Source organism: Carboxylicivirga sp. M1479 (genome assembly GCF_007097485.1).
Lineage (GTDB): Bacteria > Bacteroidota > Bacteroidia > Bacteroidales > Marinilabiliaceae > Carboxylicivirga.
Map to the genome: position 1 here is coordinate 26,553 of NZ_VKDE01000013.1, position 10,721 is coordinate 37,273.

The 10,721-nt window shown below is 37.2% G+C and carries 9 protein-coding genes; 5 read left to right on the plus strand and 4 right to left on the minus strand.

Annotated features, from left to right (window positions below):
- Positions 1–18 precede the first annotated feature (18 nt).
- Both FNN09_RS09305 and FNN09_RS09310 read right to left on the minus strand, forming a co-directional pair.
- Positions 19–1,248, minus strand: coding sequence for an energy transducer TonB (locus FNN09_RS09305; RefSeq protein WP_143301798.1), 1,230 nt, complete (start codon positions 1,246–1,248; stop codon positions 19–21).
- Complete coding sequence (locus tag FNN09_RS09310; protein ID WP_143301800.1) at positions 1,241–1,828, minus strand: RNA polymerase sigma factor; 588 nt, start codon at positions 1,826–1,828, stop codon at positions 1,241–1,243. The genes FNN09_RS09305 and FNN09_RS09310 overlap by 8 nt, the downstream gene beginning before the upstream one ends.
- Before the next feature lie 277 nt (positions 1,829–2,105).
- Here FNN09_RS09310 and FNN09_RS09315 point away from each other — a divergent pair, with 277 nt between their 5' ends.
- A complete protein-coding gene (locus tag FNN09_RS09315) occupies positions 2,106–3,992 on the plus strand; it encodes a von Willebrand factor type A domain-containing protein (protein WP_143301803.1) in 1,887 nt (628 codons plus the stop codon).
- Between the two features lie 89 nt (positions 3,993–4,081).
- Positions 4,082–4,606, plus strand: a complete 525-nt coding sequence (locus FNN09_RS09320) for a hypothetical protein (protein WP_143301805.1) — start codon at positions 4,082–4,084, stop codon at positions 4,604–4,606.
- A gap of 7 nt (positions 4,607–4,613) precedes the next feature.
- Here the strand turns inward: FNN09_RS09320 and aroA are convergent, their stop codons facing one another.
- Together aroA and aroB are read right to left on the minus strand one after the other, a co-directional pair.
- Positions 4,614–5,849, minus strand: a complete 1,236-nt coding sequence (gene aroA / locus FNN09_RS09325) for a 3-phosphoshikimate 1-carboxyvinyltransferase (RefSeq protein ID WP_143301807.1) — start codon at positions 5,847–5,849, stop codon at positions 4,614–4,616.
- Between the two features lie 49 nt (positions 5,850–5,898).
- Positions 5,899–6,969, minus strand: coding sequence for a 3-dehydroquinate synthase (aroB, locus tag FNN09_RS09330; protein WP_143301809.1), 1,071 nt, complete (start codon positions 6,967–6,969; stop codon positions 5,899–5,901).
- Between the two features lie 209 nt (positions 6,970–7,178).
- On the opposite strand from aroB, the gene FNN09_RS09335 reads away from it, so the two are divergent.
- From FNN09_RS09335 to dprA, 3 genes are all read left to right on the plus strand, one after another.
- Positions 7,179–7,640, plus strand: a complete 462-nt coding sequence (locus FNN09_RS09335) for a hypothetical protein (protein WP_143301811.1) — start codon at positions 7,179–7,181, stop codon at positions 7,638–7,640.
- 10 nt (positions 7,641–7,650) lie between these two features.
- Entirely contained in the window at positions 7,651–8,427 is a 777-nt protein-coding gene (locus FNN09_RS09340; RefSeq protein WP_143301813.1) for an outer membrane beta-barrel protein, read from the plus strand.
- 944 nt (positions 8,428–9,371) lie between these two features.
- Positions 9,372–10,481, plus strand: a complete 1,110-nt coding sequence (gene dprA, locus FNN09_RS09345) for a DNA-processing protein DprA (protein ID WP_143301815.1) — start codon at positions 9,372–9,374, stop codon at positions 10,479–10,481.
- Positions 10,482–10,721 lie beyond the last annotated feature (240 nt).

The window sequence follows — 10,721 nt, forward strand, 5'->3', positions numbered from 1 at the left end:
CTTCTAAAAAGTAAATAATTATTGACGAACTGGTAAAAAACGCAGTTGAAGTGTAATAATATCTGCAGTAGTAATGCCGTTCTTTATCGTAGGTTGCCAACCTGCACCATTTCTTATTGCTTGAATTGCAATAGAAGAATATTCATCACCAGGACTTTTTTTAACCTCTATATTGGTAATGTTACCTTGTTTGTCAATGCTTAATTTAAGTTTTACAAGCTTTTGTTTGTTGGACCCATTGGCAGGACTTACTAAGGTCTTTTCAATCTCTGTTATGTATTTTTTCATTCCACCAATCGGTCTGGCTTCTCTGTTTAGGTTATTTCCTTTACTTTTAATAGCTATGTTAAACTCGTTATTGTTTGAAATGTTGTCGGTATAGTTACTGTCAGTCGTGATGCTCTGGACGGAAAGTGCTGTCTGAGGCAATGATGTTTTTTGACTTATGTTGGTGTCAATATTCTGCGCAGAATCATCGAAATTTGAGTACGCAACGCTATATGCTTGAACAGTGCTTTCTTTATGATCAGCTTTAGGAGGAGAAGTTTGTTTTGATAAGGAGCTGCGTTTTTTAGCAAGGTTTCTGTTGGCAGCTGTTGCACCCATAGCTCCTTCGGATTTTATCTCAGTGGGGTAGTTAACTTTCATTACCTCTTGTTCCAGCCTACTCGATGACTCATTGTTACTTTTATCAATGCTAATAGATTCCACTTCGGCCAATTCAAATGCTTCCTCCTGATCTTCCTCATTCTCTTCAACAATTGATAATGATGCTTGATCCATTTTTTGCATCACTTCTTTTTCTTCTTCTTCTTTTGTTTGAGTTGTATTGTTTGGAACAACTTGGCTTTTCGCTGCTTTTATGCTTGTGTTTTCAATTTGTTTAGGTATATCCAGTTCTGTTTTCATATTTGTATTGTCGGATACGTATACAGTGTCAGATGGAGTTAATTGCCATAGAATAGAAATGATACCAATAACTATAATAACAGAAGCTGCTACGTATAATATTGGGTGTTTCCAGTTTAAGCTTGGAGTTTTGCGTAGTTTTGATTTCAGTTTTTTAATATCCGAGTCAAAGTCATCTTCATTAATGGTAGATAAGCCGTCCAATGCATCTGACTCAAACGGATCTTTCAGGAGTTCACGTTCGAAATTGTGCGCGTCAATATTAGACATTTCGTTTTTTAGGTATTTTTGAAATGCCTCCTTATCATGTGGTTTTGTATGACGGTTTTTTTTACTCATTGTGTGCTTCGATGCATATTTTTAAATTACGTTTGCCATTTTGTATATAGCTCTTTACTTTTTTTATGTCAATATTAAGTTGTTCACTAATTGTTTGATAACACAATTCTTTATAATAAAATAATTCAACACAGGCCCTTTGATGTTCTCGAAGTTTGTTTAGGCAGTCTTCTAACCTCTCGTCCATTTCTTCGGGTTCCCAAGTGTTATAATCAGGATGCACAAAAGGGTTCAATTCCATAAGTGCCTGTTCATTTTTTTTATACGCACGTTCTTGTTTCAATCTAGCCTGTTGGCTTCGTAGACGCATTAAACATTGGTTTTTGCTTACCACATACAGCCATGGTTTAAAGTTGTCAACTTGTTTAGATAATAATTCCTTTCCCAGTTTTTCGTAAACCTCAATTACACAATCCTGAGCATCATCCCTGTTTTTAAGATATTTAAGGCATACACCGTACACAAGGTGCATGTAGCGTTCAAACAAAACACCAAGCAAATCAATGTTGCCAGTTTCCTGAAACTGATTGAGTAACTGATTGTCGCTTTTATCTGTGTTTTTAGGCTTTTTAATCCTCATACATTTCTTTGATGTTTTTAAAAGTAGAAAAAAAAGTAACACCATTTATGGAATAAGTCTTCAAGCTGCATCATAATAGCAAACGTTAAACTCGCATTATGTATTAGAATGTCGTTATGAACATTGAAAGAGCAATAAAACAAGGTTTTATCGAAACGAGGCATAGCACAGTTCTGGTGAGTTGAGATGAAACAACGAAGTGACTTGTTTTGAAGCAATTTCAATGTGTAATAGATTTTCTAATGCCTATTGCGTGTTAAATTAAAACCTTACGATTATGAAGAAGTTAATAATGATTTTAGCAGCTGTAATTTGTTTATTAGATGTAACAATGGTAGCACAACAGCGCACCCTTTCTGGTATTGTTAGTGATGAAAATGGTAAGCCTCTCATGGGTGTTTCCATTGTAAGTAAAATTTCTAATCACTCCACTGTAAGCGATGAAAAAGGTGTATTTGGTATCGAAGTAGTTGGGGATTATGATGTTTTACGCTTTATATACATTGGCAAGAAAGCGGAGGATATACGAGTTGGTAATAGAATGCATCTCAATGTTACTTTATTGGATGAGGTGTTATCGCAAGAGCCCCAGGTTATCCATTTTGAAATGGAGCAAGATCAGCTTTTTGTAAAAGCAAGCAGGCAAAATCGGTCTCAGCTCCAGATGCAAAAAAGAGCTGGTGTGCAAGGTCAGGCGAATTATTTTGTTTCTTCGCCGCCGCTTGGCGACTTTAATACTGAAAGTTATGCCCCAATTGATGAAAATGGATACAAGCAAACTTTAAAAAATCCTTTATCAACCTTTTCTTTAGATGTTGATAGAGCATCATATGCCAACGTACGTCGCTTTTTAAATAATGGACAAATGCCTCCTAAAGGATCTGTGCGTATCGAAGAAATGATCAATTATTTTAACTATGAATATAATGAGCCAACTGGAGATCATCCGTTTTCTCTCAATGCAGAATTAGCTACATGTCCTTGGGAGAAGGAGCATTATCTTATGAAGATTGGTTTAAAAGGGCAGGAATTAGAAATGGATGATATGCCTGCTTCTAACTTGGTGTTTTTAATTGATGTATCAGGATCGATGAATAGCGCAAATAAATTGCCTTTATTAAAGTCATCGTTGCGGTTGTTGGTAAATAAGCTGAGGCCAGAAGATTATGTTGCCATAGTGGTTTATGCAGGTGCATCAGGCGTTGTGTTAGAGCCTACTTCAGGGCAAGAAAAAAAGAAAATAATCGACGCTTTGGAGTCATTAAAGGCAGGAGGTTCAACCGCTGGAGGTGCAGGATTAGAGAAAGCCTATCAACTGGCGAAAAAGCACTACGATAAAAAAGCAAACAACCGAATTATTTTGGCTACTGATGGCGATTTTAATGTGGGCAAAAGTTCCAATGCAGCCATGGAAGATATGGTAGAGCAGCAAAGGAATAGCGGTATTTATATGACGGTTTTGGGCTTTGGTATGGGTAATTATAAAGACGATAGAATGGAAATAATTGCCAATAAAGGAAATGGTAATTATGCCTACATTGATAATTTGCAGGAAGCACAGAAAACTTTAATCACGGAGTTTGGAGGTACTTTATTTACCATTGCCAAGGATGTGAAGTTTCAAGTGGAATTTAACCCTTCTAAAGTTTTGGCTTACCGCTTAATTGGTTATGAAAATCGTCTGTTGAATAGCGAGGATTTTAATGATGATCAAAAAGATGCTGGTGAATTGGGAGCAGGTCATACTGTAACTGCCTTGTATGAGATTATTCCCGTTGGAGCAACCAATGCTGATAAGTGGATTACCAGTGTTGATGATTTGAAATACCAAAAACAAGCATCCGTAGTATCGTCTGATGATTGGCTCACGATTAAATTACGATACAAACAACCAGACTCTTCAGAGAGTATTTTAATTCAAAAAGCACTAAAGGGGAAAGTAAAAGAATATATAAAGGCCAGTAATGATTTTCGCTTTGCAGCATCTGTTGCCGCTTTTGGTATGTTGATGAATAACTCTGAATATGTGGGAACTTGCAGTTTTGAAAGTGTTAGAAGTATGGCTGAGCAAGCTCGAGGAGACGATAAGCAAGGGTTTAAAGCGGAGATGATCCGCCTTGTTACAACAGCTGAATTGTTGAGTCAGCAATATGCTCGGGATTGATGAATAAAAAGTTATTATCATGTTGGGTTCTGTTTGCACAAATGGAACCCTTCATTATTTTTGTAGCAGAACAAACCTAAAACGACATAATGGACGCTACAGAATATCTTGCTTTTTTACCCTTATTAATTTATGGTATTGCCTTGGCTGATTTGTTTGGACAATGGAAGCGTTTATTAGAACCCAAAGGAGTCTATGCTCCTTACCTTATTTTTACAGTAATTCTTACCGAAGCGGCCGTTTACAATGTGTTTGTGTATGCCGAGTTGGTTACTCATTTAAAGAACCTGAGCTACCATCATTATTTGCTAAAATTACTGCCACCATTCTTATTTATGCTGACGATTAATGTGTTTACCCCTGAAAAAGGGGATGATACCAAAGCTTATTTTATTAAGCAGATGCCCAATTTCTTTACCATGCTGGCAGCATTTATGGCCACTCACTTTTTCTATAGTTTTGGCGAAGGTGTTGTGACCATCGCTTTACGTAGTGTTGCAATTGTTTTAGTGTTAGTAGCAGGCTTTACCCGAAAAATATGGATGTGCTACCTTTTTGTTGTTATTTGGTTCTTATCTCTCTTTGCTCGTGCCGATTTTACTATTACAATGTAAAAATAATTTATTCTGCTGAGGTAGAGTTTATGCCTGCCATTGCTACATCTTCCCAATAATTAGGGTACGATTTTGTAATTACCATAGGATCGTTTATAACAAGTTGAGGGAATTTATAGGCAGCTGGAGCAAATGCCATGGCCATGCGATGATCTTTGTAAGTGTCAATTACTATTTCATCCTTACTTGAGATCTCACATTTTTCCCCATCCCAGCTTAAATCATCCCTTTGGTTACTTTTAAGTACATAACCCATTTTCTTTAGCTCATTCATCAGGGCTACAATGCGATCAGTTTCTTTTATTTTGAGTGTTTGTAGTCCTGTAAAATGAAAAGGAATTTCAAGCAAACAGCATGTTACAGCCAATGTTTGTGCCAAGTCGGGTTCGTTAATAAAATCGTATTTAAATTTCGAAGTTCTGGTCCCTGTATTGGTCAAAGTAGTTCCTTTCTGGGAAAACTTTGTTTTAACACCAAGAAGCTCAAACATCTTTTTAATATTTGAATCTCCTTGAAGGCTAATCTTCTTTAAACCCTTGAGGTTGATTTCTAAGTCTGGATTAAGAGCTGCTATTTCGTACCAATAGCTTGCTGCACTCCAGTCCGATTCTGCAGTTACTACTTTTGGTTGGTAATGACCTTCAGGAATAGTGATGACATTGCCTTTCCAGTGGCTTTCAACTCCAAAATCCTTCATTAGGGATAATGTCATTTCAAGGTATGGTCGTGAAATAATTTCTCCACTCAAGGTTAACCTTAGGCCATTTTCTATGGTTGGAGCAATCATTAGCAGAGCAGATATGTACTGGCTACTCACATTGCCAGGTAGTTCTATATCGCCACCTTCCAGGTTACTGCCAAAGATGCGCAAGGGCGGATAACCTTCTTTTTCGATGTATTCAATTTTTCCCCCCAGTTGATTAAGTGCATCCACCAATGTTTTTATGGGGCGTTGCTTCATGCGTTCAGATCCAGTAAGTACCCATTCGCCCACAATTTTTGATAAAAAAGCCGTTAAAAAACGCATGGATGTACCAGCAGCACCAACGTCAAACGTTGTACTATTGGAATTAAGCACACCAAGCATCGCTTTTGTATCATCGCTGTCTGATAAGTTTTTAATATCGTAAGGACTATAACTTAAGGCATTTAATAATAACAAACGGTTGCTGATGCTTTTCGATGATGGTAGTTGAACCTGAACTTTGCCTGTAACGTGTGAGTTGGATAAAATATATTGCATGTTTATTGACTTCAAATTGTTAAAATGATTGTTGATTAACCCAAGAGTATTACTTAAGGTTTCTGTAAAAATGCAGGGCATCAAAAACCTCTTTTTTACTTGCCTGACAATTGATTTGAATCTTACCTATTTCTTCAAGCAAGGTAAAGTTGATTTTATTGGATTCATTCTTTTTGTCATGCGTCATTAGTTGATACAATTCATCAAAGTGCGATTCCTCGTAATCAAAATGACCAAAAATAGCTTTTAGCTGATTGGCAATTTCCATTACCAGAGGCATTGGGAATCCCAATCGCGAATGCGATAGGTAAAGTTCGCATATCATACCAAAGGCAACCGCATAACCATGCAGCATCGCTCTGTTTTCGTGCATGGCCAAGCTTTCAAATGCATGACCAAAGGTATGGCCAAAGTTAAGAGCCTTTCGTATATGGTTTTCCAGTGGATCGTTTTGTACAAAATGATCCTTAATACGAATTGAATCGGCTACTAAGTCCTTAAGTTGTGAGTAATCGGGGTTAAAAATGTCAAATGCCTTTAGTTGATCCCAGCGTTCGGACGAATAAATAAACGCATGCTTAATCATCTCTGCAAAACCCGAAACAATGTTTTCCTGATCCAAGGTATCCAGAAAGCTGGTTTCGATTAACACGGCAGATGCTTGATTGAAAACACCTACTTCATTTTTAAAACCCTCGAAATTAATTCCGGTTTTCCCACCAATGGAGGCATCTACCTGAGCCAGTAAGGTGGTTGGGATATTGATGAATTGAATACCGCGTTTAAAAGTGGACGCAGCAAAGCCTCCCAAGTCGCAAGGCATTCCTCCTCCGAGTGTTATTAATAATGACTTTCGGTCGGCACCGCCATGGCTTAATAAATGCCAGACCTTACTTAATGTTTCAACTCCTTTGTTGCTATCACCCGATGGAATGATAACAGTGCGCTCTACCGATAAACCAATAACATCTTTGATTTTTGGAAAGCACTTTTCATAGGCTATTTCGTCCGATAATAAAAAGACTTTATCGTGTGAAAAATTACTAATTAGCTGCTCAATGTCTTTTTTTAAATCTTCTGCAATAAATACATTAGATTCTTTTGATATTAACGGAAACATGCCTGATAATTATTGATGAAACACCTTGGTTTTTCTATTCACAAAGCAAAACAAATAATAATTGCTTTGTTCCGTGCAAAAATAGTTATTTTTAGCAATCAGAAATATCTTTTTATTTCTGTTTAGGAAAAAGTTTCAAATTGATACATTTCGAGCATGACAATTGTCATATTGATAGGAGTCGAAGGGTGATCAATAATTAATAAAGAATGGAAATACGATTTGATAATAAGAAAAGGGCGAAGAGCATTAGTAATGTTTTGAGTTTGGTAGTTATGCTGGTGATACTAGCTATTGGCTTGAATTACTTGTGGTTCGAAACTACGGATAAGGCAATAGAAGTAAGTTTGTGGCTTGCTTTAGTTGTTATAATTGTATTATATTACATAGGTGGATTTTGTTATGTTGAATTTATGGGCAACGACTCCAAATTAGAAGTGAAATATTATAATTTATTCCCTTTTTGGCGTGAGTACAAAAGAATCGTATTGCCCATTGAGCGATTAAAAAGCATGAAAGTACGTGCTGGACTTGGTATTTTAGGGAGAGGTTTGTCAATTTATGGTCGCATTAGTGGTCGGCTAGCCATGTTTCCAACTGTTGGCTTGAGCGCTTTAAGTAAATCGCAATTAGATGAATTAAAACAATATGCGGCAAGTGTATCAAAATAGATTCTTTAAAATGAGTCATCTACTTAGTCTCTGGAAGAAAACTCAGATATTTCTCAAGCGCTTGAATGGAAAAGTTAAATTTCAAGGCTTGGTCTTTTTGAAAATCAAGGAGTTTACTTTTGTAAATGACTGTTTTCAAAAAGGGCGTAACGAAGAAATTGGACTTTTCGGGCAAGCACTACTTAAAAGTATGATGAGCTGTTTCTTATTGCTTATTGGCTTGTTGGCATCAGCTCAATATGGTAATCACGATTGGTATATCAGTCCAAAAATATCATTTGCCGACTTTAGTGACCGAAACAACTGGGATGGATACAGCATTAGTAAGGTGCCTCCAATCTCGGTAGGTGTAGAAAAGGGAGTGACTGATTTCTTAAGTTTGGGTTCTTTTATCGGCATCAGCCATGATAAATATGTAAACGATACCTTGTCAAGCAATATTCACCGTTACTCCGATATGGTGATTGGAAGTGGTGGTATGGTTCATTTTGCTGGTTGGATTGAGCAGTGGACCGACTATTCGGTATTTCTGGGTGATTGGGATATATATGCTGGCTTTAATGTTCTGTTCAAGTGGAAAAGTACAAATGAAACAGATGTGTGGAATGAGGAATTAATGATATTTGAAGATCATAAAAGTGACTCATTTGACATGAAACTTCGACCTCTAATGGGGGTGCGGTACTTTGTAACGGACAATTTTTGCATGATGCTTGAAATCGGCTATGCCAATATGGGTTTGGTGACAACGGGTGTTACTTTCCGAATTCCTAACCAGAACTACTAGATTATTATATAGTTAAGCACTGCAATCGGATTTAAACTTGCAAGGTTCCATGTTGTGTATCCGACATCAGCGACGTAGCTTGGGACCCACTTTTCTTTGATTTTGAATAGACAGAAAGCTGTATGACCGTAGGGAGTTCTTTCTGTCTCAAAACAAAGAAACTAGTGGGTAAGCGAGTGGTGTAGTCGGCGGGCTTCTTTGTTTACTTTCTTCGGCTGAAGGAAGAAAGTAAAAGCCCTTGCGACTAGAGCAAAATCAAGTTTTTTCCTCTTAAATAGAAGAGTTTCGCGAAAAAAGTTTTTAAATGCGATTGCCCTGTTTAGTTAAGTTAAAATGCTGATAAAAAAGTTGCCTTATACTTTTGTAAAAGTAACAGTATACTTTAGGTAAAGTTACCTTATACTTTAGTGAAAGTTGCAGCATACTTTGTGTAAAGTTCAAGGTAACTTTTTACAAAGTACGCTTTGACTTTTGGACATGAATAATAGGATTATGAGTACATTTCTGTGGATTAATAATAATTTGTAACGAAAGGAAGCAATGAAATACCCTGTTTTGTGAGATGATTTTCCTTTCTTTTGCATCGCCCAAAAAAACAAAACGCTAGTCCCATTGATGCTACCACCGGCTCTAATGATTAATCAATTTCACAATCAAAGTAGGTCAAGCTCCTTTGGTGTTCAATTAAATTAATCACTATTCACGCCTTGGCATGCCCGCCAATGGAGCAGGCCACCGAACTGTCGAAATTGCATTTCGAGTGGGGCAAGGAGGATAGCCAAAAGTGAAGGGTGAAAAACTAATTAATTAAATAATGTGCCAGCCCTGCACTAGGGCAGTGAATGATTTTAACATCGTGTGAGAGTTTATTGATTCTGTTTAATCATAATGCTTGGTAAGTTAATAATATTTTCTACTTTAGTAATTGATAATCAAACCTTACATTGTCAGATCGCTTAAAATATCAAATAGCCATCAGCTTGGTTAAGGGTATTGGCCCAAAACTAGCTCGTAACCTTGTTGCCTATGTTGGCGATGAGCAGGCCATCTTCTCCGAAAGTTCAAGAGCTTTAATGGCTATTCCTGGAATAGGAAAAAGCTTAGTCAGTGCCATAAAGTCAAGAGATGTGCTCGATAGGGCTGAAGAAGAATTGGAGTTTATTACCCGGCATAATATCCATACACTATATTTCAACGATGACAGTTATCCCAAGCGTCTGACTATGTGTGACGATGCGCCAATTATTCTGTATGTGAAAGGCCAGTTGCAGCTCAATCAGAACAAGGTAATAGGGGTGGTTGGAACAAGGAAGGCATCTGATGAGGCACGTATTAATTGTGAAAAACTCATCGAAGGCATTGCTAAGAGGTATCCTAAAACATGTATTGTAAGTGGTTTAGCTTATGGTATTGATGTTTGTGCCCATCAGGCTGCTTTAAAATTTGGCTTACCAACTTGGGGCGTTATGGCGCATGGCCTTGATCGTATCTATCCGCCCTTGCATCGGAATATTGCTAAAGAAATGCTTGTAAATGGCGGTTTGGTAACTGAGTTTACTTCGGGAACAAATCCCGACAAACCTAATTTTGTGAAACGAAACAGAATAGTAGCTGGTTTGGTAGATGCTCTGGTAATGGTGGAATCTGGCATTAAAGGCGGTGCTATTATTACTGCACGTATTGCTGAGTCCTACAATCGCGATGTGCTGGCTTTTCCTGGTAGTGCGCACGATGACTTGGCCAAAGGAGGTAATTATTTGATTAAGAAAAATATTGCAGCACTAATTGAGGGAGTAGATGATTTGGAGTATGCTCTAGCTTGGGAAAGTGTTGCGAAAGATCAGGCTGTTCAGTCTACCTTGTTTGTTGATTTTAAGTCGGCTGATGAAGAATTACTGTATAACGTACTGAAAGAAAATAAAGAGTTAACAGCAAATGAATTGTGCATAAAGAGTGGTTTAGCAGTGAGTAAAGTTAGTGCTAATATGTTGGCCTTAGAATTTAATGGCCTTGTTAAGTGCTTGCCTGGTAATGCTTTTCGTATACTGAAATAATGAGAGATGAATCAAAGGCTTAGTAAATTTTATTTGATCAAACATGGCTAAAGGAGCTTAAAATGAGTGTTGTTCATGTTTGTTTTTGGTAAAACACGACTAAAGTCCTATCGTAAATGGGGTTTTTACTACATCTTGAAAATGAAGCTAAAATATCAGTAAAACGAGCAACAAAAAGTATATTTTTGCGTAGAAAACACACATACGTTAGAATAGTAGAGTAAATTATAAAAGAAGGAC